This is a genomic window from Isoptericola sp. AK164, from assembly GCF_029643425.1.
In the GTDB taxonomy this organism is placed as follows: domain Bacteria; phylum Actinomycetota; class Actinomycetes; order Actinomycetales; family Cellulomonadaceae; genus Isoptericola; species Isoptericola haloaureus.
In genome coordinates this window covers 2,088,590-2,115,391 of record NZ_CP119106.1, presented here as the reverse complement: position 1 = coordinate 2,115,391, position 26,802 = coordinate 2,088,590, and the positions used below count along the sequence as shown (strand labels likewise).

Sequence of the window (26,802 nt, the reverse complement as noted above, 5' to 3'; positions counted from 1 at the left end):
TCCGGGTATCCTGGCCACGCGGACGAGTCGGTCGGACGGTCGCGTCACCGCTGCGGCGGTGCCGAGGAACGTCCGGGCTCCGCAGGGCATGGTGGTGGCTAACGGCCACCCGGGGTGACCCGCGGGACAGTGCCACAGAAAACAGACCGCCCGTGCGCCTCGGCGCGCGGGTGAGGGTGAAACGGTGGTGTAAGAGACCACCAGCGTGCCCGGTGACGGGCACGGCTCGGTAAACCCCACCAGGAGCAAGGTCGGACAGACTGTGTTCGAGGGCGGCCCGCCCGATCCTCTCCGGAGGAGCGCAGTCGGGTAGACCGCTGGAGGCCTGCGGCGACGCAGGTCCTAGATGGATGACCGTCGCCCGCGCAGGGGTGACCCGGCGCGGGAACAGAACCCGGCGTACAGACCGGCTCGTCCGCCTCCGACGCCCGCCGCCCCCGGCGGCGAGCGTCGGACCCTTCTCGTAGCCTCGGTGCGTGGCGACGCTGACCGCACGACCGGCCGACGAGGTCCCGTTCGAGGACCTGCAGACGGTGCTGGGCACCTCGCAGGCCGGGCGGTGCCAGTGCCAGCGCCAGGTGCTCGGCGACCGGGACTGGTGGTTCATGCCCCTCGAGGAGCGTCGGCTCCGGCTGGCCGAGCTGACCTGCGCCGGCGACCCGGACTCGCCGGTGACCAGCGGCGTCGTGCTGTACGTCGACGAGGACCCGGCCGGCTGGGTCGCCGTCGGTCCACGACCCACCTACCGCCGCTACTACGGGCGCAGCCCGGTGGCCTGGCGCGGCCGCCACGAGGATCGCGACGACGACGGCGTGTGGCTCGCGGCGTGCTTCGTCGTCCGCGCGGGGTTCCGCGGCCAGGGGCTGATGTACGAGCTGGCGCGCTGCGCCGTCGACCTGGCACGGGCCCGGGGCGCGCGGGCGCTGGAGGGGTATCCGATCGTCGCCGCGGACGGTGGCGAGGTGATCTGGGACGAGGCGAGCGTCGGTGTGCCGCAGGTGTTCGCGGCGGCGGGGCTGAGCGAGGTCGCGGCGCCGACGTCGCGCCGCCGGGTGATGCGGATCGAGCTCTGAGGAGGGACGGCCCGCACCCCGCCCTCCGGCCGGACATGATGGAATCGTGAATGTTCGGTCAAGGAATGCTCTGTGTTCGACTTCACCCGACGGGGGTTGTGGTGTAGGTTGGCGGCATCGCGACGACGAGGTCGCGAGTCCTGAACGCCGGTGTCGCGCCGCGGCACGCAGGGGGCGAGGACACCAGGGACGAAGGTGGCACAGTGACCCTCACGCATGAGGTTCGGGCCGGTGGGATCGTCTTGAACGAGGCTCCCGAGGCCAGTGTGGTGACCCTGTGGGGCGAGATCGACATCGCCCTGCGCGACGAAGCCTCGGCCGCGCTGGCCGGGGCGTTCCAGCGAGACCTGCCCGTGGTCGTGGACGCCTCCGAGGTGACCTTCCTCGACTCCGCGGGTATCGCCTTCCTCGTCCAGCTCTGCCGCATCGGGCAGGACGAGGGGCTCTCGGTCACGTTGCACGACCCGCCGTCCGTCGTCAGCAGGGCGCTGGGCACGCTGCACGTGCACGTGCCCGTCGCCGGCTGATCCCCGACCCCGACACCGACGCCGCGTCGCCCTGGTCCGGGCGGCGCGGCGTCGTCGTGCGTCGGGTCAGTGCGGGCGGGCCGCGAGGGAGGCCGCGCCGACGATCCCGGCCCGGTTGCGCAGGGTGGCCGGGACGATCTCGGCGCGCAGGTCGAGCAGCGGCAGGAACTTCTTGTGGTGCTTGCTCACGCCGCCGCCGACCACGATGAGGTCGGGGGACAGGAGCATCTCGACCGTGGAGAAGTAGCGCTGCAGCCGCTTCGCCCACTTCTCCCACGACAGGTCCTCGCGGTCGCGGGCGGCCTCGGACGCCTTCGTCTCGGCGTCGTGGCCGTCGATCTCCAGGTGGCCGAGCTCCGTGTTCGGCACGAGGACACCGTCCACGAGGAGCGCCGAGCCGATCCCGGTGCCCAGCGTCGCCATCAGGACCACGCCGTCCTTGCCCGCCGCCGCGCCGTAGCGGTCCTCGCCGACGCCGGCGGCGTCGGCGTCGTTGACGGCCACGACCTCGTGCCCGGTCGCCTCGCGCACCAGCGCGGGCAGGTCGACGCCCTTCCAGGACTTGTGCAGGTTCGCGATGAACCGCACGACCCCGTGGTCCAGCGGCGCCGGGAACGCGACGCCGATCGGTGCGTCGTCGGGCAGGTCGAAGCTGCCGACGAGCTCGGCGAGCACCTCGACGACCGCCTCCGGCGTGGACTTGTCGGGGGTGGGGATCCGCAGCCGGTCGGCGGCGAACTCACCCGTGGCCAGGTCCACGGGAGCGCCCTTGATGCCCGAACCGCCGATGTCGATGCCGAAGGCCACCTGATGGTCGTTCTGCTCAGCCATGGACCCCATCTTGCGGCAGGATCGTGTCATGAGCGAGTACAGCACCGGTCGCACGCAGTATTGGTACAACACCGAGACCGGGCAGGTGGAGACCTCGACGGAGAAGTCGAGCTGGACCCACCTGCTGGGGCCCTACCCGACCCGCGAGGCCGCCGAGCACGCCCTGGAGAACGCCGAGCGCCGCAACGAGGCGTGGGACGCCGAGGACGAGGACTGGCGGCGCTGACACCGGCAGCGCCGCCGGCCGCTCGTCACTGGTCGAAGGTGTGCTCGTCCGCGGGGAAGGCGCCGTCGCGGACCTCGGCGGCGAAGTCGGCCGCCGCCTGCTGCAGCGCCCGGCCGAGCTCGGCGTAGCGGCGGGCGAAGCGCGGGGACCAGTCGGTCATCCCCGCCATGTCCGTCCACACGAGCACCTGGCCGTCGACCTCCGGACCGGCGCCGATGCCGATCGTGGGGATGACGAGGAACTCGGTGATGCGGGCCGCGACCTCGCGCGGCACCATCTCCAGCACGACCGCCACGGCGCCGGCCTCCTGGACGGCGAGGGCGTCCTGGCTCAGCTCCTCGGCCGAGTCGTCCCCGCGGCCCTGCACGCGGGGGCCGCCGAGGACGTTCTCCGACTGCGGGGTGTAGCCGAGGTGACCGACCACGGGGATCCCGGCGTCGGTGATCGCGCGGATCTGCGCCGCCGAACGCCGTCCGCCCTCGAGCTTCACGGCCGAGGCGCCGGTCTCCTTCATCACCCGTACCGCCGAGGCCAGGGCCTGCTCCGGGCCGGCCTCGTAGCTGCCGAAGGGCAGGTCGACGACGACCCACGCGTGCCGCGTCGCCGAGGCCACCGCCCGGCCGGCCCGGACCATGTCGTCCAGGGTGACCGGCAGGGTGGTGGCGTGCCCGAGCATCGTGTTGCCGATCGAGTCGCCCACGAGCAGGGTGTCGACGCCGGCCGCGTCGAGGATCGCGGCCGTCGTGGCGTCGTAGGCGGTGAGCATCGTGATGCGCTCGCCGCGCTCCTTCGCGCGCTGCAGGTGGTGGACGCGGACGCGGCGGGCGCCGCCGGCGATACCGGCCGGGGCGTCGTCGCCGGTGACCGACCTCACAGCGGAGTTGTCAGCGGTGGTGGCCGAGGGGTTGTGGCCTGCTGGTTCCATGGTCGATAGCGTAGGCGACGGCCGGCCGAGGCCCTGGTCCTCGGCCGATGCGACGGACTGTGCGCAGTCCGTCACCCATGGTTAACAGGTATCGGGCAGGATGAGGTCATGGACAGGCAGCAGGAGTTCGTGCTTCGCACGGTCGAGGAGCGCGACATCCGCTTCATCCGACTCTGGTTCACCGACGTGCTGGGGGTGCTCAAGTCCGTGGCGGTGGCGCCGGCGGAGCTCGAGCAGGCCTTCGTCGAGGGCATCGGCTTCGACGGCAGCGCGATCGAGGGTCTGACCCGGGTCTACGAGGCGGACATGATCGCCAAGCCCGACCCCACGACGTTCCAGGTGCTGCCGTGGCGCGGCGAGCGCCACGGCACCGGTCGCATGTTCTGCGACCTGCTCACCCCCGAGGGCGAGCCGTCGCGCGCCGACTCGCGCAACGTGCTCAAGCGCACGCTGGCCAAGGCCGGCGACAAGGGGTTCACCTTCTACACCCACCCCGAGGTCGAGTTCTACCTCTTCAACCAGATGGCCTCCGCGGAGGGCCCCCTGGTGCCGGTCGACGAGGGCGGCTACTTCGACCACCTCGCCCGCGGCAGCACGCACGACTTCCGCCGCGCGGCGATCTCGATGCTCGAGTCGATGGGCATCTCGGTGGAGTTCTCCCACCACGAGGCCGGTCCGGGGCAGAACGAGATCGACCTGCGCTACGCCGACGCGCTGACCACCGCGGACAACCTCATGACCTTCCGCACCGTGGTCAAGGAGGTCGCGCTCGAGCAGGGCGTCTTCGCCTCCTTCATGCCGAAGCCGTTCGCCGACCAGCCGGGTTCGGGCATGCACACCCACATGTCGCTGTTCGAGGAGGACCACAACGCCTTCCACGAGCCGGGTGCGCAGTTCGAGCTGTCCAAGACCGGCCGGCAGTTCATCGCGGGCCTGCTCGTGCACGCCGGCGAGATCACCGCGGTGACGAACCAGCACGTGAACTCCTACAAGCGGCTGTGGGGCGGCGCCGAGGCGCCGAGCTACATCTGCTGGGGGCACAACAACCGCTCGGCCCTGGTGCGCGTCCCGATGTACAAGCCGGGCAAGGGCAACTCGTCGCGGATCGAGTACCGGGCGCTGGACTCGGCGACGAACCCCTACCTCGCGTTCGCGGTGCTGCTGGCCGCCGGGATGAAGGGCATCGAGGAGGGGTACGAGCTGCCCGAGGCCACCGAGGACGACGTCTGGGAGCTCACCGGGGCGGAGCGCCGCGCGCTCGGCATCGCGCCGCTGCCGGAGTCGCTCGACGAGGCCGTCGAGCTGATGGAGTCCTCCGAGCTCGTGGCCGAGACCCTCGGCGAGCACGTGTTCGACTACGTGCTGAAGAACAAGCGCAACGAGTGGGATGCCTACCGCTCCCAGGTCACCCCCTACGAGCTCAAGGCCTCGCTGCAGTTCCTCTGAGCCGCTGCGTCCGGTGTTCCTCCGCGGGATCTCCTCCGACGGCCGGACGGGGATCCCGCGGCGCGGCGTCGGCGGCTAGGGTCGACCTGTGAGCTCGACGACCTCCGGAACCGGTAGACCGCAGACCCCGACCCGGAGGCTGCTCCGGGCCGGGTTCGCCGACCTGACGCGGTCGGCGACGCTCTGGGACGACGCGGAGCTGCAGCGCCGCCTCCCCGCCGACGACGGCGGGGGAGACGCGGTGCTGCAGGCGCTCGGCGTCACGGCCGACCCCGACATGGCGCTGCTGCAGCTCGTGCGGCTGGCCGCCGTGCCCGCCGCCGAGCGGACCGTCGAGCGGCTGCTCGCCGCGGACACCCGGTCGGCCGACGGTGTCGCGCGCGGACGGCTGCTCGCGGTGCTCGGGGCGTCCTCGGCGCTCGGCGACGAGATCGTGCGGCGTCCGGCGCTGCTGGACGTGCTCGGCGACGGCGACGGCGGCCTCGGGGTCGACCCGGCCGACGTCCGGGCCGAGCTGCTGCGCGCCGTCGGGGCGGATCCCGAGGCGGTCGCCCCGGTGGCCGCCGAGCAGGCGGCCGGCGACGGGGAATCGGGCTGGCCCGACACCGACGCCCCCACCGCGACCGACGCCCTGCGGCGCGCCTATCGCGAGCGGCTGCTGCGCATCGCGGCCACCGACCTGACCGCCCCCGACCCGTCGGCCACCCTGCCCGACGTCGCCGCGGCGCTGGCCGACCTGGCCTCCGGGGCGCTGGAGGCCGCGCTGGCCGTCGCGCGCTCCCAGCTGCCCGACCACGGCGCCGGTGCCCGGCTGTCGGTGATCGGGATGGGCAAGACCGGCGGGCGCGAGCTGAACTACGTCTCCGACGTCGACGTCGTCTACGTGTGCGAGCCCGCCACCGGCGACGACGGCGAACCCCTGGTGGACGAGCCCACGGCCATGCGGACCGGGACCCAGCTCGCCACCCGGCTGCAGAAGGTCTGCGGCGGGACCTCGCTGGAGCCGGCCCTGTGGGAGGTCGACGCCGCCCTGCGTCCCGAGGGCAAGCAGGGGCCGCTGGTGCGGTCCCTGGAGAGCCACGTCGCCTACTACGAGCGCTGGGCCGAGACCTGGGAGTTCCAGGCCCTGCTCAAGGCCCGCCCGGTCGCCGGCGACGTCGCGCTCGGCACCGCCTACCGCGAGGCCCTCGACCCGTTCGTGTGGGCCGCCGCCAACCGGGACCACTTCGTCGAGGACGCCCAGGCGATGCGGCGCCGGGTCGAGGCGCACGTGCCCAACGCCGAGGCGGACCGGCAGATCAAGCTCGGCAAGGGCGGGCTGCGGGACGTGGAGTTCACCGTCCAGCTCCTGCAGCTCGTGCACGGGCGCACCGACGACACGATCCACGCCGGCAACACCTTCGCGGCGCTCGCCGCGCTGGCCGCCGGGGGCTACGTGGGCCGCGAGCACGCCACGAAGATGAGCGCGTGCTACCGGTTCTCGCGGTCCCTGGAGCACCGGGTCCAGCTCTTCCGGCTCAAGCGCACCCACCTGCTGCCCACGGACGACGACGACCTGCGGCGCCTGGCCCGGTCGCTGGGGATGCGCGGCCAGGGTGCCGACGACCTGCGCAAGCGGTGGCGGGACACCCGCCGCGAGGTGCGCGCCCTGCACGAGGCCGTCTTCTACCGCCCGCTGCTGCCGGCCTGGGCGCAGCTCTCGGAGGACGAGCTCTCGCTCGCCCCCGAGGCCGCGCGGGCCCGGTTCGCCGCGATCGGCTACCGCGACCCCGACGGCGCGATGCGGCACGTCGTCGCCCTCACCGAGGGCACCTCGCGCCGCGCCAAGCTGCAGCGCCAGCTCCTGCCGGTCATGCTCGGCTGGTTCGCCGAGGGAGCCGACCCGGACGCCGGGCTGCTGGCCTTCCGCAAGCTGTCCGAGAACCTCGGGTCGACCCCCTGGTACCTGCGGCTGCTGCGCGACTCCGGCAACGCGGCCTACCACCTCGCCCAGCTGCTGTCGTCGTCGCGCTACCTCGCCGAGGCGCTGTCCCGGTCGCCCGAGTCGGTGCAGTGGCTGGCCGACACCTCGCGGCTCGAGCCGCGAGGCCCGGAGCGGCTCGCCGCCGAGGCGGACGCCGTCCTGACCCGGTCGGACGACCCCGGGCCGGCGGCCACGAAGCTGCGGGCCCTGCGCCGTCGCGAGCTCGCCCGCACCGGCGCGGGCGAGGTGCTCGGCGTGCTCGACCCCGTCCAGGCGCAGGCCGCCATCTCCGACGCCGCGGACATGGTGCTCGTCGGCGGGCTGCGCGTGGCCGAGTACGCGGCACGCGCCGAGATGGGCCTCGGCCCCGACCCGGCGGCCAACCCGACGCGCATGCTCGTGGTCGCCATGGGGCGCCTCGGCGGCCGGGAGATGGGCTACGGCTCCGACGCGGACGTGATGTTCGTCCACGACCCGCTGCCCGGCGTCGAGGAGAAGCACGCCCACGACTTCGCCCTGCTGACCGCGCGGACGCTGCAGAAGATGCTCTCCGCCGTCGGGCCCGAGCCGTCGCTGCCGGTGGACGCCGACCTGCGTCCCGAGGGCCGCCAGGGCGCTCTGGTGCGCACGATGGCCTCCTACGCCGAGTACTACGAGCGCTGGTCCAGCGTGTGGGAGCAGCAGGCGCTGCTGCGGGCCCGGCCGGTGGCGGGCGCCGAGGGATCGGCGCGCGACCTCGCCGAGCGGTTCGCCGCGATCGTCGACCCGCTGCGCTACCCGTCCGGCGGGTTCTCCGAGCCCAAGCTGCGCGAGGTGCGGCGGATCAAGGCACGCGTCGAGTCCGAGCGGCTGCCGCGCGGCACCGACCCCAGCCGGCACCTGAAGCTGGGCCGCGGGGGAGTGGCCGACGTCGAGTGGACGGTGCAGCTGCTGCAGCTCCAGCACGCCCACGAGGTGCCCGGGCTGCGCACCACGGAGACAGTCTCCGCGCTGACCGCGGCGCAGGAGGCCGGCCTGGTCGAGGCCGAGGACGCGGACTGCCTGCTCGAGGCGTGGCTGCTCGCCTCCCGGCTGCGGTCGGCGCTGGTGCTGTGGTCCGGCAAGGTCGGGGGCCCGCGGGCGGACGTCCTGCCGGCGGACGCCTGGGCGCTGAGCGGGCTGGCGCGGCTGCTCGGCGACGTGGACACCGGCCAGGAGCTGGAGGAGCTGTACCTGCGGCACGCCCGGCGGGCCCGCACCGTGATGGAGCGCCTCGTCTACGGCGAGGACTGAGGAGCACACGATGAGCGCAGGTCTGCTGGGGCTCCTGGACGACATCGCGGCGATCGCCAAGCTGGCGGCGGCCTCCCTGGACGACGTCGGCGCGGCGGCCGGGCGCGCGACGGCCAAGGCGGCCGGCGTGGTGGTCGACGACACGGCCGTCACGCCGCAGTACGTGCACGGGGTCGCCGCCGACCGGGAGCTGCCGATCGTCAAGAAGATCGCCTGGGGGTCGATCCGCAACAAGGTCCTCGTCATCCTGCCGATCGCGCTGGTGCTCAGCGAGTGGCTGCCGTGGCTGCTGACCCCGATCCTCATGCTCGGCGGCACCTATCTCGCCTTCGAGGGGGCCGAGAAGATCTGGCGGCGCGTGCGCGGCCACACCGACCACCAGAAACCGGCCGCCGCCGTCGGCCCGGAGGCCGAGAAGACGCTCGTGGCCGGGGCGATCCGCACCGACCTCATCCTGTCCGCCGAGATCATGGTCATCGCCCTGGACGAGGTCGCCGACGAGGGGTTCTGGGCGCGGCTGGCGATCCTGCTCGTGGTGGCCCTGGTGATCACGGTGATCGTCTACGGCGTGGTGGCGCTCATCGTGAAGATGGACGACGTCGGGCTCTCCCTCGCCCAGCGGGAGTCCGACGTCGCGCAGCGCGTCGGGCGCGCCCTGGTGACCGGCATGCCGAAGGTGCTCGCGGCGATCTCCGTCGTGGGCACGGTCGCGATGCTGTGGGTCGGCGGGCACATCCTGCTGGTCGGCGTCGACGAGCTCGGCTGGCACGGCCTGTACGACCTGGTCCACCACGGCGAGGAGGCGATCGCCGCCGCGGTGCCGGGGATCGGCGGGTTCCTCGCCTGGTGCTTCAACACGCTGTGCTCGGCGGTGATCGGGCTCGTCGTCGGGGCCGTGGCCGTGGCCGTGATGCACCTGCTGCCGTTCGGCCACGACGACGACCCGCGCGACGAGCCCGTGGGGCACGGTGCGGACGTCGCCGCCGACGGCGGGACGGCGCACCCCGGTGGGGGCCGGCCCGATGAGCACTGAGCCCGGCACCGCCGCGCCGGTCCGCCCCGAGCTGGTCGTCCTCGACGTCAACGAGACCCTGTCCGACCTCGCACCCCTGGGCGAGGCCTTCGCCGACGTGGGCCTGCCCGCGCACGACACGGAGGCGTGGTTCGCCGGTGTGCTCCGGGACGCCTTCGCCCTCACCGTGCTCGGTGACAACCCGCGGTTCGCGGAGGTCGCGGACTCGGCCCTGCGGGCCCGCCTGGCGGCCGCCGGGAGCCCCGACCCCGCCGGCGGCGCCGCGCACGTCATGGCGCGCTTCGCCGCGCTCGGCACCCATCTCGACGTCGTGCCCGGACTCCTCGCCCTGGCGCGGCGGGGCTGCCGGCTGGTGGCCCTCAGCAACGGGTCCGCGGACGTGGCCCGCGCGCTGCTCCGCGACACCCCGGCGGAGCGTGTCGTCGAGGACTGCCTCGCGGTCACCGACACGGAGGCATGGAAGCCCGACGCGCGCGCGTACGCCCACGCGCTGTCGACCACGGGCGTCGCCGCCGAGCACGCGATGCTCGTCGCCGTCCATCCCTGGGACGTCGAGGGGGCTCGGCGGGCCGGTCTGCGGACCGCGTGGATCAACCGCACCGGAGCCGCCTACCCCGCTCACTTCGCCCCGGCCGACGTCGAGGCGGCCTCGCTCCTCGACCTGGCGGACGCGCTGGTCGTGCCGTCGCGGTGAGAGCCGCGTCAGACCGACGCGTCGAGCGGCAGCACGATCCACCCCTCGCGCGACGCCGTGTCCCGCAGCTCCTCCGGCACCCGCTCGCACCGGCCGCGGTGGGCGAGACCCGCGATCACGGCGCACAGCACGGCGTCGAGGGCGTCGTCGGAGTCGCGGCAGTCCTGCGCGAACCCCGCGAGGTCGAGCCAGGGGAACGTGGTCGCCACCGCGTCGACGAGCCGCTCGCGCACCTGGCGGGCCGCCGGGTCGCGTCCCTTGTACCCGCGGTGCGGCAGCCCCCAGATCTTCAGGGACGCCGCCGGGTACACCTCGAGGACGGGACCGCCGCCCGCGCGGTCGACGAGGGTCCCGGACCGGGCGAGCGTCGCCAGCAGGGCCGCGCAGCGCATCGCGGCAGAGCCGATCCGCTCGGCCGAGACGGCGAGCGGTCGCACGCCCGTCCGTCGCCACACGTGCAGGTCGGTCGCCCGGTAGGTCAGCGGCCTGCGGGTCTCGGGAATCTCCAGGTCGTGCCCGCCGGCACGGTGCGCGACCACGTAGTCCACGAACGCGTCGGGCCACCCGATCGGGCAGTCGACGCCCGTGGTCCCGGCCGCGCGGACGACCTCGCACAGCGCGGCGTCGTCGTGCCGGCCCACGGCGACCTCGACGACGGTGGCGTCGTCGCCGTGCCAGGCGATCGTCGCCACGCCGGTCTTGCGCGGGTCGGCCGAGAGGTCGATCCCGGCGGCCAGGAGGTCGGGCGTCGTCGTGATGGTCGAGCAGCTCCTCGGTGCGGGACGCGGGCCGGACCCGCGTCCCTCCATCGTGCACCCCCGCGGCTAGGACACCACCGCGACCGGGTGGTCGTTCCGCCGCAGCGAGATCTTGTTCAGCTTCCCGGCGGCGTTGCGCGGCAGCTCGTCCAGGAACAGGACGTCCGCCGGCTGCTTGTAGCGGGCGAGCCGGTCGCCCAGCCAGTCCTTCAGCTCGGCGAGCTCCAGGGACTCGCCCTCCCGCAGCACGACGGCGGCCACGGGCACCTCGCCCCAGCGCTCGTCGGCCCGGCCGTAGACGGCGACCTCGACGATCTTCGGGTGCGCGTAGAGCGCGTTCTCGACCTCCGCGCAGTACACGTTCTCCCCGCCGGAGATGATCATGTCCTTGAGCCGGTCGACCACCCACACGAAGCCGTCCTCGTCCTGACGCACCAAGTCCCCGGAGTGGAACCAGCCGCCCTCGAAGGCGGCGGCGGTCTCGGCCGGCTTGCGCCAGTAGCCCTTCATGAGGTTCGGGCCGCGGTAGACGATCTCGCCGACCGTGCCGGGCGCGACGTCCTGCAGCTCGGCGTCCACGATGCGGGTCTCGATCGTGGGGATCGGGCGGCCCACCGACCCGAGCTTGCGCAGCGCGTCCTCGCCGCGCAGCGCGCAGGTGATGGGGGAGAGCTCGGTCTGGCCGAACACCGCGACGTTGAGCGCGTCGGGGAACGTCTCCGACATGGTGCGCAGCAGGCTGTCCGACGCCGGTGCCGCGCCCCAGCTGATCACGCGCAGGGGCAGGTCGCGCTCCCGGATGCCCGGGACCGCGCAGATCGCCTGCCACTGCTGCGGCACGTTGAAGACGATCGTGGCCCGCTCGCGCTCCCAGGCGTCGATGAGGGCCACGGGATCGAACGCGCCCAGGGGGTGCATGACGGTCGGGATGCCGACGATGAAGTTGGGGGCGATGGAGCCCAGGCCCGCGATGTGGAACATCGGAGCGGTCAGGAAGGCGACGTCGTCCTCCGTGACGATCTCGTTGACCCGCAGACAGGTCAGCGCCTGGGCCGCCATGTTGACGTGGTCGAGCATCGCGCCCTTGGGCTTGCCCGTCGTGCCCGAGGTGTACATGATCAGGCAGGTCGTGTCCTCGGGGACGTCCGGGGCCTCGAAGTCGCCGGGCGCCTCGGCCAGCAGGTCGGCCAGGCTCTCCTGGCCCTCGCCGGCCTCGCCGACGACGACCACCCGCTGCAGGCGGTCGGTGAACTGGCCGACCGCGGCGACGAGCGGCGCCAGGGGCTGGTCGACGACGATCACGTCGGCGTCGGCGTCGTCGACGATGTAGGCGATCTCGGCCGGGGAGAGCCGGACGTTGACCGGCACCGCGATGGCGCCGAGCCGGTTGACCGCGAAGACGGTCTCGACCACCTGGGGGTGGTTGAGGGTCAGCAGCAGCACGCGGTCGCCGAAGGACACGCCCCGGCGCTGGAGGGCCGCGGCGAGCGTGTCCATGTGGCGCGCGGTGTCGGCCCAGGTGGTCACCTCGCCCAGGTACTTGAAGGCCGTCGCGTCCGGCTTCATCCCGGCATGGATCAGGACCTGGTTCATCCAGTGGTTGCGGCGGACCGCCGCAGGAATGACGCTGGTGGCTTCGCTCATGACCTGCACCTCGTTGTACGTCGAGCCCTCGACGGAGGGGCTTCGTTGCCCCGCCCCGTCCCTTCGAGCAACATGTTACTCATGATTCACATCGGATGGCTACCGTGTGTGCCGGGTGAAGCCGGCGGGTTAGTGTGAGCAGCGTGAGCGAGACGCGTGCGACGACGCCGGTCCGGCGGCGACCCCGTGACCGCCGTCAGGTCATCGAGGCGGCGGCCGCGGTCGCGTTCGCCGAACGGGGGTACCACCGCGTGGCCATGCAGGACGTGGCCGACGAGGTGGGGATCACGGCGGCAGCCCTGTACCGGCACTTCGACAACAAGTACGAGCTGTTCCGCGAGGTCGCGCTCGACCACGTGCACCGGATCTCCGCCGCGGCCGCCGCCGTCGACGCGGGGCAGGGCCGGTCGCCTGCGGCCGCCCAGGAGGAGCTCGAGGTCCTGCTGGACGCCGTCGTGGGCGCGACGCTCGCGATGCGGTCGACCGGGAGCATCTACCGGTGGGAGAGCCGCTGCCTGCGGCCCGAGGACCGCCGGGTGCTCGCGGGCGAGTTCGCCGCGCTGCGCCGCCGCCTGGCCGGCCCCGGCGCCGTGCTCCGGCCCGACCTGGACCCCCGGACGCTCGACCTCGCGGCGCTCGCGGCCCTGAGTGCCGTCGCCAGCGTCACGACGCACCGCACCGCGATGCCGGCCGCCCGCCTCGGGGTGCTCCTGCGCGAGGCGGCGGTGCGGGTGCTGGCCCGGACCGCGGGCCCGGCGCCCGCCGACGGTCCGGAGGAGGTGGAGGCTCCCGCGCCGCCCCGGCGACGCCGCGACCAGCTGGCCCGGGCCGGCATCGCGATGTTCGCGCGGCGCGGCTACCACGACGTGACCATCGAGGAGATCGCGGCGGCCGTCGGGCTCACCCCGTCCGGCGTGTACCGCCACTTCAGCGGCAAGTCGGAGATCCTGCGGGCGGCCTGCGAGCGCGCGGCCGCGGCGCTCGACGCGGCCGCGGAGGACGCGCTGCGGTACACCGAGCCCCGGGAGGCGCTCCGGCTGCTCGCCACGGCCTACATCGGGTTCGCCGTGGACGACCGCGGCCTGATGGAGGTGTACACGGCGGACGTCGGCGCTCTCGACGCCGAGGACCAGCGGCGGCTGCGGCGCCTGCAGCGGGCGCACGTCGACGACTGGGTCGAGCTGCTGGGCCGTGTCCGCCCGGAGCTCGACGCCCGCGAGCGGCGGTTCCTCGTGCACGCCGGGTTCAACGTGGTCGCCGACCTGAGCGTGGCGCTGCGGCACGCGCCCGCGGCGGACGCCAAGGGCTGGATCGAACCCGTCCTCGAGGCGACCCTGGGGGTCTGACGCGCGGGGTCCTCAGTTGCGCGGCGGCTTCGCTCTGCCGTGCAGCATCGGGATCATCCGGGCGACCGTGTGCATGTCCTTGTCCGTGCGCTCCATGGTCAGCAGGTTCAGCGCCGCCCGACGGGTCTGCCGCGCGACGGACTTGACCGCGCAGAACTCGCGCAGCCCGTCGGCCCCGTGGATGCGCCCGAAGCCGCTCTGCTTGACGCCCCCGAAGGGCAGCGCCGCCACACCGGCGAACCCGAGCACCGAGTTGATCGTGACGACTCCCGCCCGCAGCGCGTCCGCGGCCCGGGTCGCGGCGCCCTTGTCCTTCGTGAACACGGCGGCGCCGAGGCCGTACACCGTGGCGTTCGCGCGCTCGACGGCCTCGTCGAGGGACGCGACCGTGTTGATGACGACGAGCGGGCCGAACGTCTCGTGCTGCACGGCGGCGGAGTCCTCGGCCACGTCGGTGACGACGACGGGTCCGACGACCCGGCCGGCGACGCTGTCGCGTCCGCCGAACGCGGCCGACCCCGTGCGCAGGGCGTCGTCGACGTGGTCGCGCACGACGTCGACCTGCGACGGCATCGTCATCGGACCGTAGTGCGGGTCGGGTCCGTCGATGCGCAGCCGCTCGACCCGTTCGACGACGCGCGCCACCAGGTCGTCGCGGACCGTGTCGACGACGTACACGCGCTCGACCCCGACGCAGGTCTGCCCGGCGTTGCCCATGGCTCCGAAGACCACGAAGTCGGCCGCGGAGTCCAGGTCGGCGTCGGCGGCGACGAGCATGGCGTCCTTGCCGCCGCACTCGGCCACGATCGGGGTGAGCTGCTCGGCCGCCACGGACATGACTTTCTTCGCCGTGGCGGTCGACCCGGTGAAGGCGATCTTGTCGACCGAGCGGACCAGCTGTGCGCCGGTCGCCCCGTCGCCGGTCAGGGCGACGAGCACGTCGTGGCCGACCGCCTCCGCCCAGCGTTCGGCGAGCCACACGGCGGGGCCGGGGGTGAGCTCGCTGGGCTTGAAGACCACGGCGTTGCCCGCGGCGAGAGCGTAGGAGATCGACCCCATGGGGGTGTATAGCGGGTAGTTCCACGGACCGATCACGCCCACGACGCCGTAGGGCTCGTAGCCCACGGTGGCGTGCTGGTTGTAGTTGATCAGCCCGGCGGACACCTTGCGCCGGCGCAGCACCCGCCGCGCGTTCTTCGCGGCCCAGTCGAGGTGGCCCAGCGTCAGCATGATCTCGAGCAGGGCGTCGCCGTGCGGCTTGCCGGTCTCTGCGGAGATGAGGGTCGCGAGCTCCTCGGCCCCGGCCGCGATGCGGGACTTCCAGTGGAGCAGGTGGGCGCGCCGGGCGGCGAAGCCCTGGTTCTGCCACCACGTGGCCCCGGCGCGTGCACGGCGGACGGCGTCCTCGACGTCCGCGCCCTGCGCGAGGGGGTAGTGGCCGACGGGTTCGCTGTCGACCGGGTTGTGCGTCGTCACCTGCTGGGCCGCCGGTGCCTGGTCCGCGAGTGTCATGGCCTGGTCTCCTACTCGTCGTCGAGCAGCGAAGTAAATGGCGAGTCACACGCTAGCGTTTGCCGGCGCGCCCTGCAAGAGATTCTCTAATCTGGCTTAGAATCGTGCCATGGACGTGACCGAGCCCGCCCCGCCACCGACCCGCGCGGCGTCGAAGTCCGCGCAGACCCGGCAGCGCATCCTCGACGCGGCTGCCGAGGTGCTGTCGAGGAAGGGCTACGCCGGGACCCGGCTCTCCGACGTGGCCGCTGCGGCGGGCGTGCAGGCCCCGGCGATCTACTACTACTTCGCCTCACGCGACGAGCTCGTCGAGGAGGTGATGTGGGTCGGTGCCCACCGTGTCCGGCTCCACGTGGAGGAGCGGCTGGCGGCGGTGCCCGAGGACGCCTCGCCGATGGACCGGCTCCTGGTCGCCGTCGACGCGCACCTGCGCTACGAGCTGCAGCTCTCGGACTACGCCACCGCCTCGGTGCGCAACGCCGGTCACGTCCCGGAGCAGCTCCGCGTCCGTCCCGCCGCGGAGGAGGCCCTGTACAGCCGGTTGTGGCGCGACCTGTTCGTGGCCGCCCAGCAGGCGGGCCAGGTGCGTGCCGACCTCGACATCAACATCTTCCGGCTGCTGCTTCTCGGAGCGATGAACTGGGTCGTCGAGTGGTGGAACCCCCGCACGCGGTCGCTCGACGAGCTGGTCGCGACCGCCCAGGGGATGGTCCGGCACGGCGCCGGGGTCGCCTGACCACGGCGGACGGTGCGCCGGGGCGACGCCTCAGGCCTTCGGCCGGCCCGGCACCCGGCGGACCAGGGGACCGAGCGCAGCGCGCGCGAGCCCGGCGAGTCCGTGGGGCACGAAGAACGCGAACAGGATGAGGACGACGCCGTAGGTCGCCCCGGTCGCCGCCGGACTGATGCTCGAGGTCAGCGTCGGGACGTACTGGACGAAGATCGCGCCGAGCACGGCGCCGGGGACCGTCGCGAGCCCCCCGACCACGATGAGGGTCACGAACGAGATCGACAGCGTGAGGTTGAAGTTCTCGGGCCCGACGAACTCCAGGAGCAGCGCGTACAGACCCCCGGCGACGCCCGCGTACGCGGCGGACGTCGCGAAGAGCCGGGTCTTGGTCTGCCACGTGTTCACGCCGAGCGTCTCGGCGACCAGCTCGGCGTCCCGCACCGCGACGAAGGACCGGCCCAGACGACCGCGCGCGAGCCGACGGGTGACGACGTAGCCGAGCGACGCCGCGGCGAGCGCGAGGTAGTAGACCCACTGGTCGTGGTCGAGCGGTACCCACGCCGGTGGGGTGCCGTCGATCCCGATCCCTCGGCTGCCGTGCGTCAGCGGCTCGAACGCGCGGATGGCGGCCGGGGTGGCCATCGCCAGCGCGAGCGTCACGAGGCCGAGCTGGAGGCCGTGCAGACGCAGCGCCGGCAAGCCGATCGCGTAGCCGACGACGAACGGCACGACCCCCGCGACGAGCAGTGCGGCGGGCTGCGCCCACCCGGCCTCCCCGGCCACCGCGACGGCGTACGCACCGATCGCGAAGAACGCCGAGTGTCCGAGCGAGACCTGGCCCCCGAAGCCGACGAGCAGGTTGAGCCCGAGGCCGACGATCGTCCAGACCATGACCAGCGTGACCGTGAGGTTGACGTAGCTGGGGTTGACCAGCGGCACGACGAGGAGCGCCGCGGCCGCTCCCACGGTGCTCAGCACCGCCAGCCAGCGCGGTGGTGCCAGGGGCGGCCGCGGTCGTCGCAGCCACTCCGCCACCGTGCCGCCGCCGCGACGTGTGGTTCCGCCGCCGGACGTCCGGGCCGGACGGGTCGCCGTCGTGCTCATACGCGCACCACCTCTCGTCGTCCGAGGAGTCCTTGAGGTCGCACCAGCAGCACGACCACGATGATCGCCAGCGCGACCACCTGCTTGAAGTCGGAGCCGTGCGGCAGGTAGCTGCCGGCGAGGTTCTCGATGACCCCGACGACGATGCCGCCGACGAGCGCTCCGGGCGGCGAGTCGAGGCCGCCGAGCGTCGCCGCCGCGAAGGCGTAGATGAGGACCGGCGTCATCATGCCGGGGTGCAGGAACAGCTCGGGGGCGATCAGCGTGCCGGCCACCGCACCCACCGCGCCGGCGATCGCCCAGCCGGCGGTCATGGTGCGACCGGTCGAGATGCCCGACAGCTCGGCGGACTCGGGGGCGGAGATCGCGGCCCGCATGCGCAGCCCCACCGGCGTGAGCTCGAAGAGCACGCCGAGGGCCACGGCGACGACCAGGACGGTCAGGACGATGCCGACGTCCTGGCGCGAGACCGCAACGCCGCCGATCTCGACCGCTCCCGAGCCGAAGAGCGCCGGGACCTCCTTGGTCTGGTAGGTCCACACCCAGCCGATGATCGCGTTGAGCGCGATCATCAGCCCGAGCGTGACGATGATGAGCGGGAGCGCCTGGTGGCGGCGCACCAGGGGGCGGACGAGCACCCGTTCGACCCCCGCGGAGAGCGCGGCGAGCGCGGCGGTCGCGACCAGCAGTGCGGCCCAGATCGGCAGGCCCCAGGCCGTCAGCTGCCACGACACGTACGCCCCGAGCAGGGCGAGCTCGCCCTGGGCGAAGTTGAGCGTCCGCGACGCGCGGTAGACCAGCACGATCGCGAGCGCGAGGGCGCCGTAGACCGCTCCGGTCGCGACCCCGTCGGCGAGCTGTTGCAGCAGCATCCGTCGTCCTCTCAGACGCCCAGGTAGGCCCGGCGCACGTCGTCGTTGTCCCGGAGCTCGTCCGCCCGACCTCGCACGGTGATCCGGCCGCTGGAGATGACGACCGCGTCCTCGGCGATGCCGAGGGCCACCTCGGCGTTCTGCTCGACGAGCAGCATGGCCGTGCCCGTCTCGCGGCCCAGCTCGTCGAGGGTGACGAAGAGGTCGGTGGTGATCTTGGGCGCGAGGCCCAGGGAGGGCTCGTCCAGCAGCAGCATCCGCGGCGCCGACATGAACGCGCGGGCGATGGCCAGCAGCTGCTGCTCGCCGCCGCTGAGCCCGGACGCCGGACGGCCGCTGCGTTCACTCAGCCGCGGGAAGCGCTCCATCCAGCGGTCCGCTGCCGCGACCGCCTCTCTCCGGGGTCGCGTCGCCCCGCCCACGAGCAGGTTCTCGCGCACCGTGAGGTCCCCGAAGGTCCCGCGGCCCTGCGGCACGTGGGCGATGCCCGCCCCGGCGACACGGTACGGCGGGAGGCCGAGGAGCTCGGTCTCCCCGAGCCGGACGGACCCCACGGCGTCGCAGAGGCCGGAGATGGTCCTCAGCACGGTGGTCTTGCCGGCCCCGTTGGCCCCGAGGAGCACCAGCCGCCCGCCGTCGGGCACCTCGAAGCGCACGTCGCGGAGGACCGTCGCGGGACCGTAGCCCGCGGCCTCGATCTCGACCGTCAGCGCGCTCATGCGGCGGTCCCGAGGTAGGCGGCCACGACCTGCGGGTCGCGGGCGACCTCGCGGGGGTCGCCCTCGGCGATGAGGCGGCCGAAGTCCAGCACGGCGACGCGGTCGCAGACGGACGTCACGAGACCCATGTGGTGCTCCACGAGGAGGATCGCCGCCCCGCGGTCCGTGGCCAGCCGTCGGAGCGTCGCGCCGAGCTCGGCCACCTCGCTGTGGACCAGTCCGTTGGCCGGCTCGTCCACGAGCAGCAGACGCGGCTCGCCGACGAGCGCACGGGCCAGCTCGATGCGCTTGAGCGTGCCGAACGGGAGCGTGCCGACGGGACGGCCCGCGACGTCGGCGAGGTCGAGCTCGGTGAGGAGCTCCAGGGCGCGGGCGCGGAGCCGGTCCTCGGTGCGACGGACGTCGGGCAGGTCGAGCACGGTGGCCCACCAGCCGCCGCGCGTGGCGTGGTACGCGCCGGCCAGCACGTTCTCCAGCACGGTCTGGCTCGCCAGCAGACCGAGGTTCTGGAAGGTCCGCCCGACGCCGAGCCCGGCGATGCGGTGGCGCGGCAGGCCCGCGACCTCCCGTCCGAGGACCCGGACGCTGCCCGACTGCGGTCGGTACAAGCCGTTGATGCAGTTGAAGAGACTGGTCTTGCCCGCGCCGTTGGGGCCGATGAGGCCCACGACCTCGCCGTCGGCGACCGTCAGGCTCGGTCCGTCGAGCGCCTGCAGCCCGCCGAACGAGAGGTGCACGTCGTGCACCTCGAGCAACGCGTCCATCGCATCCTCCTGGGCCGTGTCCGGTGGGTCACCACCGGGGCCGGCCGTCGTGGCCGGCCCCGGGTGCTCGGTCAGTCGACGGTGTAGTCCCCCTCGGCGAGGTCCCAGTTCTCGCCGTTGAAGACCTGGACCTTGATCTCCCGGAAGACGTACGGGTAGTCCGGCGTCGTGGTGACGGCGACCGGCGCGAGGTCGAGCTCGAGGCCCTCGAAGGTCGTCGCCGCCTCGAGCAGCGCCTCGCGGGTGCAGCCCTGCATCTGCTGCAGCGCGGCCTCCAGCAGCTGCGCGGTCTGGTAGCCCGCCGCCGCGGGGGCGGAGAGGGGGTCGACCTCGTCGTGCGCCGTGGCGAAATCGGTCCAGGCGTCGAAGCCGGCGTCGCCGGCGGACGACGGGTCGGTGATGTCCTTGGTGTAGGCGACGGAGACGACGCCGTCGGCGGCTCCCTCGCCGGCGGGCTTGAGGAAGAACGTCGCGTCGGCCGCCGGGGCGCTGACGACGGTCGTCGCGTCCCACCCGAGCTCCATCTTCTTCTTGAGCGACTGCGTCGCGAACGACCCGACGGCCCAGTCCAGGAAGATGTCCGCCTCGGACGCCGCGAGGGTCGTGACCTGGCTGTCGACGGAGGCGCTGGCCAGCTCGTACGGCTCGGCGGCGACGATCTCGAGGTCGGTGCCCTCGAACGCCTCCTCGAAGCCCGCGCGGACGCTCTCGCCGAAGTCGTCGTTCTGGTACAGGATCGCGGCGGTCGCGCCGGGGTGGTGCGCGACGAGGTACTCGGCGAGCGCCTGCACCTCGAAGCCGTACTGGGGCATGAAGCCGGTCGTCCAGGGGTCCTCGGCGTGCAGGGACTGGAGGGCGTCCGTGCCGGTGCCCACGAACAGGTTCGGTACGCCGGCCTCCTCCACGTACGGTGCGACGCTGATCGCGGCGCCCGTCCCGAGCACGCCCGCCAGGGCGAACACCTCCTCCTGCTCGACGAGCGAGCGGACGTTCGCGGCGGTCTTCGCGGGGTCGTAGCCGTCGTCGACGACGCTGACCGAGACGTCGCGCTGCGTGCCGTCGGCCAGCTCGAGCCCCCCGGCGGCGTTGACGTCGTCGAAGTAGGCCTGGAGCGTCTGACCGATCGCGCCGTAGGCGGCGGCCGGTCCCGAGAGCGGGATGCTGTTGCCGATCCGCACCTCGGTCTCGGTGAAGCCGGGGCTGCAGTCCTCGGCGGCGGCCGCGGTCGTGGTGTCGTCGCCGGCGTCCTCCCCGGACGCGGCGGGGGCGTCGTCGGCCGCGTCGCGCCCGGAGCACCCCGCCAGGGTGAGCGCGACGACGGCGATCCCCGCCGCGAGCGTGGTCAGGGGTCGTGCGCGTCCTGCGGTGCGGACGATGGACATGGTTCCTCCTCGGGGGCGGGCCTGCTGGGCGTGGCGGGAACGGCGCGGTGCGCACCGTGGGTGCCCGCCGGTGGAGTCCCGGTCCGCCGGGACGCGCGGCACGGCGTCGGGCGAGTGCCGGACGGGACCGCCGTCGGTCGGTTGTCCGTGGTCGATCATCGCCGGTCTCCTACTCTCCGTTGAGCAGCAAGTTAATGGCGCTTCACATGCTAGGGCCTCGGCGTGGCCCCGGCAAGGGTTTGTCGAATCACGGTTCGAATCCGTGACCGTCCCGTGACAGCAGCACTGGCGCGACCCTCCGGGGGGAGAGGGTCGCGCCAGTGGTCGGGTACCGGTCGCTCGGACGGTGCCGACGTGTGATCAGCCGTTCACACCGCAGCAGGGCTCGCGAACATCGCCAGCCGGTCGCGCAGGATCTGCTCGGCGTCGGCGACGGTGCGCCGCACGACCTCGCCCGCGGCCGGCACGTCGTGGATGAGGCCCTGCACGAGCCCCACCGTCCAGATACCCGCGTCGAGGTCACCGTCCTCGAACACCTTCCGCCCGTGGCGGCCCGCGACGAGCTCGCGGACGTCGGCGAAGTCCCCGCCGCGCGCCAGCACCTCGACGACCTCGTCGCTCACGGCGTTCTTCGCCACGCGGGCCGTGTTGCGCAGCTGCCGGAAGATGAGGTTCGTGTCGCGCTCGGTGCCCGCCACGATCCGTTCCTTGACGGTCGGTGCGACGGGCGACTCCTGGGTGCACATGAACCGCGAGCCCATCGTGATGCCGTCGGCGCCGAGCGCGAGCGCCGCGGCGAGCCCGCGCCCGTCGGCGAACCCGCCGCAGGCGGTGAAGGGGATCGTCAGCCGGTCCGCCGCCGCGGGCACGAGCACCAGGCCCGGGACGTCGTCCTCCCCGGGGTGCCCGGCGCACTCGAAGCCGTCGATCGACACGGCGGTCACCCCGACGCTCTGCGCCTTGAGCGCGTGCCGCACGCTGGTGCACTTGTGGATCACCCGCACGCCGTGCGCGGTGAACATGTCCATGTGCGGCTCCGGGTTGGCGCCCGCCGTCTCGACGATCGTGACGCCGGCGTCGAGGATCGCGCGGCGGTACTCGTCGTACGGCGGGGGGTCGATCGCGGGCAGGATGGTCAGGTTGACGCCCACGGGCTTGTCCGTGAGCGCACGAGCCTTCTCGATCTCGGCGACCAGGTCGGCCGGCGTCGGCTGGGTGAGGGCCGTGATCATGCCCAGGCCGCCCGCCTCCGAGACGGCCGCGGCGAGCTCCGCACGGCCGACCCACATCATCCCGCCCTGGATCACGGGGTGCTCGATCCCGAGCGCCTCGGTCAGACGTGTCGTCACCATGGCTCGCCTCCTACGCGTAGGTCTCGTCGGCGGCGGCCCGGGCGACGAGCGAGGCCGGGGGGCGGAACCGCTCGCCGTAGGTGTCCGCCAGCTCGTGGGCGCGCCCGACGAACCCCTCGAGCCCGCCGGCGTACTGGTTGACGTACTGCAGCACGCCCCCCGTCCAGGCGGGGAAGCCGATGCCGTAGATCGAGCCGATGTTGGCGTCGGCGACGGTCGTGAGCACGCCGTCGTCGAGGCAGGCGATCGCGTCGAGGGCCTCGGCGAAGAGCATCCGCTCCTGGAGGTCCACGAGCGGCACGTCGGCGCTGCCCGCGTCGTACTTCTCGCGCAGTCCCGGCCAGAGCCGGACGCGCCGCCCGGACTCGTCGTACTCGTAGAAGCCCCGGCGGGCCTTGCGTCCCGGCCGGTCCTGGGAGTCGACCATCCAGTCGACGACCGTCTCGGCGGGGTGCGGGACCCAGGTGCGGCCCTCGGCCTCCTCGGCGGCGCGGGTCTCGGTGCGGATCTTCTGCGTGAGCGACAGCGTGAGCTCGTCGAGCAGCTGCAGGGCGCCTGCGGGGTACCCGGCCTGGAGCGCCGCCTGCTCGATGCTCGCCGGTTCGACGCCCTCGCCGACGGCGGCGACCGCCTCGTCGATGAACTTGCCGATCACGCGCGAGGTGAAGAACCCGCGGGCGTCGTTGACGACGATCGGCGTCTTGCGGATCTGCAGGACGAAGTCGAACACCTTCGCCAGCACGGCGTCGCTCGTGCGTTCGCCGCGCACGATCTCGACCAGGGGCATCTTGTCGACGGGGGAGAAGAAGTGGATGCCGATGAAGTCCTCGACCCGGTCGACGCCCTCGGCCAGCAGCGTGATCGGGAGCGTGGACGTGTTCGAGCCGAGGACGGCGTCGGGCTCGACGACGTCCTGGATCTCCTGGAACACCCCCTGCTTGAGCGGGACGGACTCGAAGACGGCCTCGACGACGAAGTCCACGCCCGCGAAGTCGGCGGCCTCGCCGGTCGCGGTGATCCGGTCGAGGAGCTCGGCGCTGCGTTCCGGGGTGGTCTTCCCCCGTCGCAGGGCCTTCTCCTCCAGCGTGCGTGCGTAGTCCTTGCCCTGCTCGGCCGCCTCGACGGACACGTCCTTGAGGACGACGTCGATACCGCTGCGCGCGGCCACGTAGGCGATCGCCGCGCCCATCATCCCGGCCCCGACGACGCCCAGACGGGTCGCCCGGTACGTGGGGTATCCCTCGGGCCGGCTGGCCCCGGCGGTGATGCTCTGCAGGTCGAAGAAGAACGCCTGGATCATGTTCTTGGCGACCTGGGTGTGGGTCAGCCGGACGAGGTAGCGGGTCTCGACCCGCGACGCGGTGTCGAAGTCCACGGACGCGCCCTCGACGGCGGCGGCCATGGCGGCGCGGGGTGCCGGCAGGGGCGCTCCCTTGACCTGCTGGCGCAGCATGGCCGGCATCGCGGCCAGGGCCTGGGCCATCGACGGCGACGACGGCGAGCCCCCGGGCAGGCGGAAGCCGTCGGCGTCCCAGGGCTGGACGGGCTCCGGGTGGGCGGCGATCCACGCCTTGGCCCGGTCGTGGACCTCGGCCGCGGGCACGACCTCGTCGACGAGCCCCGCGTCCAGCGCACCCTCCGCGGTGAAGCGCGTGGCCGGCAGGATCACGTCGGCGAGGGCCTTCTGCAGGCCGAGCATCCGGACGGTGCGGGTCACCCCGCCGCCGCCGGGCAGCAGCCCGAGAGAGACCTCGGGGAGCCCGAACCGTGCCCCCGCGGCGTCGCCGGCGGCGATCCGGTGGTGGGTGGCCAGCGCGACCTCGAGACCGCCCCCGAGCGCGGTGCCCGTGAGTGCGGCGACGACGGGCCGGCCGAGCCGCTCGAGGCGACGCAGGAGCGACTTGACGTGGTCGATGTGCGCGGTCTCCTCGGCCGCCCGCTCGGGGTCGGCGGCGCGCAGCAGGTTGAGGTCCCCGCCGGCGAACCAGCTCTTCTGGGCGGACGCGAGCACGACGCCGGTGATCCGGTCGCGTTCCGCCTCCAGCCGCTCGACGGTCGCCTCGATCGCGGCCACGAAGTGGGCGTTCATGGTGTTGGCCGCGCTGTCCGGGTCGTCCATGGTGACGGTGACGACGCCGTCGGCGTCCTCCGACCACGCGTAGGTGCGGGCCTCGGTCCGGTCCTCGATGACGCTCATGCTGCCTTCCCTCCGTCGACCCGCTCGATGATGGTGGCGATCCCCATGCCGGCGCCGACGCAGAGCGTGGCCAGCCCGCGCCGCAGGTCGCGCCGCTCCAGCTCGTCGAGCAGCGTGCCGAGGATCATGGCGCCGGTGGCTCCGAGCGGGTGCCCCATGGCGATCGCGCCGCCGTTGACGTTGACCTTCTCGTGGGGGACGCCCATCTCCCGCTCCCACCGCATGACGACCGAGGCGAACGCCTCGTTGAGCTCGAACAGGTCGATGTCGTCGATCGTCAGGCCGGCCTGCGCGAGCGCCTTGCGGGTCGCCGGGGCGGGGCCGGTGAGCATGATCGTCGGTTCCGACCCCGTGACGGCGGCCGCCACGATGCGCGCCCGGGGCGTGAGGCCGAGCCGGTCGCCGATCTCCCGGCTGCCGACGGGCACGAGGGCGGCGCCGTCGACGATGCCCGACGAGTTGGCCGCCGTGTGCACGTGGTCGATCGCCTCGACGTGGTGGTACTTCTGCAGGGCCACCGCGTCGTACCCGGCCTGGGCGCCGGGGATGGCGAAGGCGGGCTTGAGGTGCCCGAGCGACTCGACGGTCGACCCGGGGCGCCGGTGCTCGTCGTGGTCGAGGAGGGTGACCCCGTTGATGTCGCGCACCGGGACGACCGAGCGGGCGAAGCGCCCCTCGCGCCACGCCTCCTCGGCACGGCGCTGGGACTCGACGGCGTAGGCGTCGACGTCCTGCCGGGTGAACCCCTCGAGGGTGGCGATGAGGTCGGCGCCGATCCCCTGGGGCACGAAGTGCAGGTCGTAGTTGGTGGTCGGGTCCTGCACGTAGGCCCCGCCGTCGGACCCGATCGGGACGCGGGACATGGACTCGACCCCGCCGGCGAGCACCAGGTCCTCGAAGCCGCTCATGACCTTCTGCGCGGCGGTGTTCACCGCCTCCAGGCCCGACGCGCAGAACCGGTTGAGCTGGACGCCCGCGACGGTCTCGGGGAGCCCGGCGACCAGCGCGGCGGTGCGGGCGATGTCGCCGCCCTGCTCGCCGACGGGGGAGACGACGCCGAGCACGACGTCGTCGATCAGCTCGGGGTCCATGGAGGGGTGCCGCTCGGTCAGTGCGTGGATCAGGCCGACCACCAGGTCGACCGGCTTGACGCCGTGCAGCGCGCCGTCGCGGTTCTTTCCTCGCGGTGTGCGCACCGCGTCGTAGATGAGTGCCTCGGTCATGGGGGTCCTCACAGTCCCAGGCCTCGACCGACGATCTCCTTCATGATCTCGGTCGTGCCTCCGTAGATGGTGGTGATGCGGGCGTCCTCGTAGTCGCGGGCGATGCGGTACTCCCGCATGTAGCCGTAGCCGCCGTACAGCTGCAGGCAGCGGCCCACCACGTCGACGTACTGCTCGGTGGCCCAGAACTTCGCCGCGGCCGCGTCCTCGGGGCTCAGCCGGCCCGCGTTGTGCTGCACGAGGCAGGCGTCGACGTAGGCGCGGCTAGCCCGCACGGCGGTGACCATCTCGGCCAGCTCGAAGCGGGTGTTCTGGAACGACCCGATCGGTCGGCCGAACGCCTGGCGCTGCTTGACGTACTCGAGCGTCCGCTCCAGGACGCCCTCGCTGGACGCGACGGCGGCGGCGCCGATGGAGATCCGTTCCTGCGGCAGGTTGCGCATGAGGCCGGCGAACCCGGACCCCTCGGCGCCCAGCAGGTTCGCCGCCGGGACGCGGACGCCCTCGAACGCGAGCTCGCTGGTGTCCTGGGCGTGCAGGCCGATCTTCTCGAGCCGCCGTCCCCGGGAGAACCCGGGGGAGTCGGCGGGGATCACGAGCAGGCTCAGCCCGCGGTGCGGGTCCGGCCCGGTGCGCACGGCGGTCACCACGAGGTCGGCGTTCTGCCCGTTGGAGATGAACGTCTTGGACCCGTCGACGACGTAGTCGTCGCCGTCGCGGGTGGCCGTGGTGCGGATCCCGGCGAGGTCGCTGCCGGTGCCGGGTTCGGACATCGCCACGGCGACGATCGACTCCCCGGCCGCGATGCCGGGCAGCCAGCGCTCCTTCTGCTCGTCGTCCGTCAGGTCGGTGAAGTAGGGGATGACGATGTCGTTCGACAGGGCGATGCCCGCCATGCCGTCCGACACGGGGTGGCGGGCGAGCTCCTCGCCCATGACGGCGTTGAAGCGGAAGTCGTCCGACCCCCCGCCTCCGTACTCCTCCGGGATGCCGAAGCCCAGGATCCCGGCCTCCGCGGCCTGGACGAAGAGCTTGCGGTCGACCCGGCCCTCCTGCTCCCAGCGTGCGGCGTGCGGGCGGGCGTACTGCTCGACGAAGGCTCGCACCATCTCGCGCAGCTGTTCGTGCTCGTCCTCGTAGAGGGATCGCGGTCCGATGATCTGGCTCATGCTGTCTCCGATCGTCCTTGATCTCGACCTCAACTTTTTA

At 73.1% G+C, this 26,802-nt stretch carries 23 protein-coding genes and 1 other RNA gene; 10 read left to right on the top strand and 14 right to left on the bottom strand.

Annotated features, from left to right (window positions below; translation table 11 throughout):
• Positions 1-23 precede the first annotated feature (23 nt).
• The 3 genes from rnpB to PO879_RS09825 all read left to right on the top strand — a co-directional run bounded on the left by rnpB (position 24) and on the right by PO879_RS09825 (position 1,600).
• Positions 24-418, top strand: an RNA gene (gene rnpB / locus PO879_RS09835) — RNase P RNA component class A.
• Between the two features lie 58 nt (positions 419-476).
• Positions 477-1,073 carry a GNAT family N-acetyltransferase gene (locus PO879_RS09830; protein ID WP_278234725.1) on the top strand — a complete coding sequence of 199 codons (597 nt, stop codon included), beginning with the start codon at positions 477-479 and terminating at the stop codon, positions 1,071-1,073.
• 203 nt (positions 1,074-1,276) lie between these two features.
• Positions 1,277-1,600 (top strand): STAS domain-containing protein, encoded by a 324-nt coding sequence (locus PO879_RS09825; RefSeq protein WP_278234724.1) that lies wholly within the window; start codon positions 1,277-1,279, stop codon positions 1,598-1,600.
• Positions 1,601-1,666: 66 nt separating this feature from the next.
• Here PO879_RS09825 and ppgK read toward each other — a convergent pair whose 3' ends face one another.
• Positions 1,667-2,431, bottom strand: coding sequence for a polyphosphate--glucose phosphotransferase (ppgK, locus tag PO879_RS09820; protein ID WP_278234723.1), 765 nt, complete (start codon positions 2,429-2,431; stop codon positions 1,667-1,669).
• A gap of 28 nt (positions 2,432-2,459) precedes the next feature.
• On the opposite strand from ppgK, the gene PO879_RS09815 reads away from it, so the two are divergent.
• Positions 2,460-2,657, top strand: coding sequence for an SPOR domain-containing protein (locus PO879_RS09815; RefSeq protein ID WP_278234722.1), 198 nt, complete (start codon positions 2,460-2,462; stop codon positions 2,655-2,657).
• A 25-nt stretch (positions 2,658-2,682) separates the two neighbouring features.
• Here the strand turns inward: PO879_RS09815 and panB are convergent, their stop codons facing one another.
• Positions 2,683-3,495, bottom strand: a complete 813-nt coding sequence (gene panB, locus PO879_RS09810) for a 3-methyl-2-oxobutanoate hydroxymethyltransferase (protein ID WP_278237504.1) — start codon at positions 3,493-3,495, stop codon at positions 2,683-2,685.
• Between the two features lie 195 nt (positions 3,496-3,690).
• Between panB and glnA the strand changes: the two genes are divergently transcribed.
• The 4 genes from glnA to PO879_RS09790 all read left to right on the top strand — a co-directional run bounded on the left by glnA (position 3,691) and on the right by PO879_RS09790 (position 9,990).
• Positions 3,691-5,028, top strand: coding sequence for a type I glutamate--ammonia ligase (glnA, locus tag PO879_RS09805; protein WP_278234721.1), 1,338 nt, complete (start codon positions 3,691-3,693; stop codon positions 5,026-5,028).
• A gap of 88 nt (positions 5,029-5,116) precedes the next feature.
• Positions 5,117-8,263, top strand: a complete 3,147-nt coding sequence (locus PO879_RS09800) for a bifunctional [glutamine synthetase] adenylyltransferase/[glutamine synthetase]-adenylyl-L-tyrosine phosphorylase (protein WP_278234720.1) — start codon at positions 5,117-5,119, stop codon at positions 8,261-8,263.
• Between the two features lie 10 nt (positions 8,264-8,273).
• Complete coding sequence (locus PO879_RS09795; RefSeq protein WP_278234719.1) at positions 8,274-9,296, top strand: DUF808 domain-containing protein; 1,023 nt, start codon at positions 8,274-8,276, stop codon at positions 9,294-9,296.
• Positions 9,286-9,990, top strand: a complete 705-nt coding sequence (locus PO879_RS09790; RefSeq protein WP_278234718.1) for a haloacid dehalogenase type II — start codon at positions 9,286-9,288, stop codon at positions 9,988-9,990. The genes PO879_RS09795 and PO879_RS09790 overlap by 11 nt, the downstream gene beginning before the upstream one ends.
• A gap of 8 nt (positions 9,991-9,998) precedes the next feature.
• Here PO879_RS09790 and PO879_RS09785 read toward each other — a convergent pair whose 3' ends face one another.
• Positions 9,999-10,799 (bottom strand): DUF429 domain-containing protein, encoded by an 801-nt coding sequence (locus tag PO879_RS09785; protein WP_278234717.1) that lies wholly within the window; start codon positions 10,797-10,799, stop codon positions 9,999-10,001.
• 15 nt (positions 10,800-10,814) lie between these two features.
• Positions 10,815-12,392, bottom strand: a complete 1,578-nt coding sequence (locus tag PO879_RS09780; protein ID WP_278234716.1) for a long-chain-fatty-acid--CoA ligase — start codon at positions 12,390-12,392, stop codon at positions 10,815-10,817.
• A 143-nt stretch (positions 12,393-12,535) separates the two neighbouring features.
• On the opposite strand from PO879_RS09780, the gene PO879_RS09775 reads away from it, so the two are divergent.
• Positions 12,536-13,738, top strand: a complete 1,203-nt coding sequence (locus PO879_RS09775) for a helix-turn-helix domain containing protein (protein WP_278234715.1) — start codon at positions 12,536-12,538, stop codon at positions 13,736-13,738.
• Between the two features lie 12 nt (positions 13,739-13,750).
• Here PO879_RS09775 and PO879_RS09770 read toward each other — a convergent pair whose 3' ends face one another.
• Positions 13,751-15,250 (bottom strand): aldehyde dehydrogenase family protein, encoded by a 1,500-nt coding sequence (locus PO879_RS09770; RefSeq protein ID WP_278234714.1) that lies wholly within the window; start codon positions 15,248-15,250, stop codon positions 13,751-13,753.
• 109 nt (positions 15,251-15,359) lie between these two features.
• Here PO879_RS09770 and PO879_RS09765 point away from each other — a divergent pair, with 109 nt between their 5' ends.
• A complete protein-coding gene (locus PO879_RS09765) occupies positions 15,360-15,986 on the top strand; it encodes a TetR/AcrR family transcriptional regulator (RefSeq protein ID WP_278234713.1) in 627 nt (208 codons plus the stop codon).
• A 30-nt stretch (positions 15,987-16,016) separates the two neighbouring features.
• On the opposite strand, the gene PO879_RS09760 is transcribed toward PO879_RS09765, so the two are convergent.
• The 9 genes from PO879_RS09760 to PO879_RS09720 all read right to left on the bottom strand — a co-directional run bounded on the left by PO879_RS09760 (position 16,017) and on the right by PO879_RS09720 (position 26,762).
• On the bottom strand, positions 16,017-17,084 hold the full coding sequence (locus tag PO879_RS09760; RefSeq protein WP_278234712.1) for a branched-chain amino acid ABC transporter permease: 1,068 nt from the start codon (positions 17,082-17,084) through the stop codon (positions 16,017-16,019).
• Positions 17,081-17,956 (bottom strand): branched-chain amino acid ABC transporter permease, encoded by an 876-nt coding sequence (locus tag PO879_RS09755; protein ID WP_278234711.1) that lies wholly within the window; start codon positions 17,954-17,956, stop codon positions 17,081-17,083. Before PO879_RS09755 ends, PO879_RS09760 begins: the two co-directional genes overlap by 4 nt.
• Positions 17,957-17,967: 11 nt before the next feature.
• Entirely contained in the window at positions 17,968-18,675 is a 708-nt protein-coding gene (locus tag PO879_RS09750) for an ABC transporter ATP-binding protein (protein WP_278234710.1), read from the bottom strand.
• Positions 18,672-19,439, bottom strand: coding sequence for an ABC transporter ATP-binding protein (locus PO879_RS09745; RefSeq protein ID WP_278234709.1), 768 nt, complete (start codon positions 19,437-19,439; stop codon positions 18,672-18,674). Before PO879_RS09745 ends, PO879_RS09750 begins: the two co-directional genes overlap by 4 nt.
• Before the next feature lie 71 nt (positions 19,440-19,510).
• Entirely contained in the window at positions 19,511-20,821 is a 1,311-nt protein-coding gene (locus tag PO879_RS09740) for an ABC transporter substrate-binding protein (RefSeq protein WP_278234708.1), read from the bottom strand.
• A 368-nt stretch (positions 20,822-21,189) separates the two neighbouring features.
• Complete coding sequence (locus PO879_RS09735) at positions 21,190-22,173, bottom strand: nitronate monooxygenase (protein ID WP_278234707.1); 984 nt, start codon at positions 22,171-22,173, stop codon at positions 21,190-21,192.
• Positions 22,174-22,183: 10 nt separating this feature from the next.
• Positions 22,184-24,370, bottom strand: coding sequence for a 3-hydroxyacyl-CoA dehydrogenase NAD-binding domain-containing protein (locus PO879_RS09730; protein ID WP_278234706.1), 2,187 nt, complete (start codon positions 24,368-24,370; stop codon positions 22,184-22,186).
• Complete coding sequence (locus tag PO879_RS09725) at positions 24,367-25,593, bottom strand: acetyl-CoA C-acetyltransferase (RefSeq protein WP_278234705.1); 1,227 nt, start codon at positions 25,591-25,593, stop codon at positions 24,367-24,369. Before PO879_RS09725 ends, PO879_RS09730 begins: the two co-directional genes overlap by 4 nt.
• 8 nt (positions 25,594-25,601) lie before the next feature.
• Positions 25,602-26,762 (bottom strand): acyl-CoA dehydrogenase family protein, encoded by a 1,161-nt coding sequence (locus PO879_RS09720; RefSeq protein WP_278234704.1) that lies wholly within the window; start codon positions 26,760-26,762, stop codon positions 25,602-25,604.
• Positions 26,763-26,802: the final 40 nt, after the last annotated feature.

Bases quoted from the DNA above. Each gene is read 5' to 3' on its own strand.
- PO879_RS09760 (WP_278234712.1), bottom strand. From the start codon at position 17,084: ATGAGCACGACGGCGACCCGTCCGGCCCGGACGTCCGGCGGCGGAACC.
- PO879_RS09765 (WP_278234713.1), top strand. From the start codon at position 15,360: ATGGACGTGACCGAGCCCGCCCCGCCACCGACCCGCGCGGCGTCGAAG.
- PO879_RS09815 (WP_278234722.1), top strand. From the start codon at position 2,460: ATGAGCGAGTACAGCACCGGTCGCACGCAGTATTGGTACAACACCGAG.
- PO879_RS09720 (WP_278234704.1), bottom strand. From the start codon at position 26,762: ATGAGCCAGATCATCGGACCGCGATCCCTCTACGAGGACGAGCACGAA.
- glnA (WP_278234721.1), top strand. From the start codon at position 3,691: ATGGACAGGCAGCAGGAGTTCGTGCTTCGCACGGTCGAGGAGCGCGAC.
- PO879_RS09735 (WP_278234707.1), bottom strand. From the start codon at position 22,173: ATGGTGACGACACGTCTGACCGAGGCGCTCGGGATCGAGCACCCCGTG.
- PO879_RS09770 (WP_278234714.1), bottom strand. From the start codon at position 15,250: ATGACACTCGCGGACCAGGCACCGGCGGCCCAGCAGGTGACGACGCAC.
- PO879_RS09755 (WP_278234711.1), bottom strand. From the start codon at position 17,956: ATGCTGCTGCAACAGCTCGCCGACGGGGTCGCGACCGGAGCGGTCTAC.
- PO879_RS09745 (WP_278234709.1), bottom strand. From the start codon at position 19,439: ATGGACGCGTTGCTCGAGGTGCACGACGTGCACCTCTCGTTCGGCGGG.
- PO879_RS09790 (WP_278234718.1), top strand. From the start codon at position 9,286: ATGAGCACTGAGCCCGGCACCGCCGCGCCGGTCCGCCCCGAGCTGGTC.
- PO879_RS09725 (WP_278234705.1), bottom strand. From the start codon at position 25,593: ATGACCGAGGCACTCATCTACGACGCGGTGCGCACACCGCGAGGAAAG.
- PO879_RS09795 (WP_278234719.1), top strand. From the start codon at position 8,274: ATGAGCGCAGGTCTGCTGGGGCTCCTGGACGACATCGCGGCGATCGCC.
- ppgK (WP_278234723.1), bottom strand. From the start codon at position 2,431: ATGGCTGAGCAGAACGACCATCAGGTGGCCTTCGGCATCGACATCGGC.
- PO879_RS09740 (WP_278234708.1), bottom strand. From the start codon at position 20,821: ATGTCCATCGTCCGCACCGCAGGACGCGCACGACCCCTGACCACGCTC.
- PO879_RS09780 (WP_278234716.1), bottom strand. From the start codon at position 12,392: ATGAGCGAAGCCACCAGCGTCATTCCTGCGGCGGTCCGCCGCAACCAC.
- PO879_RS09730 (WP_278234706.1), bottom strand. From the start codon at position 24,370: ATGAGCGTCATCGAGGACCGGACCGAGGCCCGCACCTACGCGTGGTCG.
- PO879_RS09785 (WP_278234717.1), bottom strand. From the start codon at position 10,799: ATGGAGGGACGCGGGTCCGGCCCGCGTCCCGCACCGAGGAGCTGCTCG.
- PO879_RS09750 (WP_278234710.1), bottom strand. From the start codon at position 18,675: ATGAGCGCGCTGACGGTCGAGATCGAGGCCGCGGGCTACGGTCCCGCG.